Source organism: Nocardia sp. NPDC058658 (assembly GCF_042716665.1).
Taxonomy (GTDB): domain Bacteria; phylum Actinomycetota; class Actinomycetes; order Mycobacteriales; family Mycobacteriaceae; genus Nocardia.
Genome location: NZ_JBHXRR010000059.1, coordinates 1 through 1,382 on the forward strand (window position 1 = coordinate 1; position 1,382 = coordinate 1,382).

Below are 1,382 nucleotides of genomic sequence, written 5' to 3' on the forward strand. Positions count from 1 at the left end.
GTGAACGACCGGCGCTTACGAGGAGGCATGGGGACATCCTTCCAGCAGGACATTCGTCCTGCGAATCAGGTGTCCACTTTCCGGGGGGAGCCTCATACCTCCTTCGCGTAGAGGCGGTGCTCGTCGACCTCCTGAACAACCGACGGGATAGGGCAATGCCGTATCCGTTGGCAAGATGCTCGGAGTTGCTCGGACGTTGGGCGCTGAGATCGTATCGAAACGACCGATCTATTCAATTTCTATGCGCGGCATCCCAGCAGTATATCGACCACAATGATACCCATTCGTCACAACGCGTCGCCGCACTGCTCGGCGAAGCGTATCGGCGGGCCGGAGAACTCGACCTGGCGAACGAATCACTTACCCTCGCCCTGCGAGCGCCCGACCGCGACGGCACCTATGAGGTCGAAACCAGCACAGCGGCAACGACAATAGCGATGATCGCCCTCAGCGATCCCGAAAAATGTGACGAACGAAGCTGGTCACAACTGCATCGGCAAATCCGACAACTGGAGGGTGCTGCTGACCGGCTCGTCGCACTGACGGCACTAGGACACATCGGGGTGAATCTGGGTCGCCCAGACCGTGCGTTGGCGTTGTTCCATGAAGCGCTGAGAGATCCGGCGGCGGGGATATGCGTGTTCGAAGCGATCGCCGCCTTGGAGGGTTGCGCAGCCGCTTACACGGCAGCGGGCTCGGATTATTTGTACACTGCCGCAACACTTCTCACCGCCACTCGACACCTCCGGCCTGCCTACGGCCTGCCGGCCCGTGACGACTTCCAAGTCGACAGCGACTCAGGCACGTTGAGTGAGGACACATTTCGCGAGGTCGAGGCGATAGCCGCGACGATGAGGCTCGACGATGCGATTGCGTACTCTTTGTCGGTCGAGCTAGCTCCTAGCTCGGAGACCGATCCACTAGCGGTTTTGACCAAACGGCAGCGAGAGGTCGCACGGTTGGTCGCGACAGGAATGACCAACCGAATGGTCGCGACCCGGCTCGGAATCGCTGAATGGACCGTGGTCAATCATCTTCGACAGGTCATGAGCAAACTCGGCTGCGCATCTCGATTGCATGTCGCGTTGATGGTGGAACGCGCCGCGGATACACAGCGCGGAGGCCGGATTTCGTCGCGGCGCACTGGTTCCGATCCGCCGGGTGAGCCCCGCGATTCCCGACAGATCAGCCACCGGCGACCGACAGAATATTGCTATTCGCGGCAGCGGGTCGGCGTCATATGCTCAATTCCTCAGCAGGAGGTGCAGAGGCGGTCGGCGTACACCGCTGAGGTTCCCCCCGGGTAGTGGACACCGACTTGACAGACCACTCGGTCTGTTTGAAAGGATGTCCGCATGCCTCCTCGTAAACGCCGGTCGTTC

General features: G+C 60.6%; 1 protein-coding gene. It reads left to right on the forward strand.

Translation table 11 applies throughout. The features are described 5' to 3' along the window. The first annotated feature begins 155 nt into the window (after positions 1-155). On the forward strand, positions 156-1,307 hold the full coding sequence (locus ACFWUP_RS31335; protein ID WP_379239604.1) for a LuxR C-terminal-related transcriptional regulator: 1,152 nt from the start codon (positions 156-158) through the stop codon (positions 1,305-1,307). The last annotated feature ends 75 nt before the right edge of the window (positions 1,308-1,382 follow it).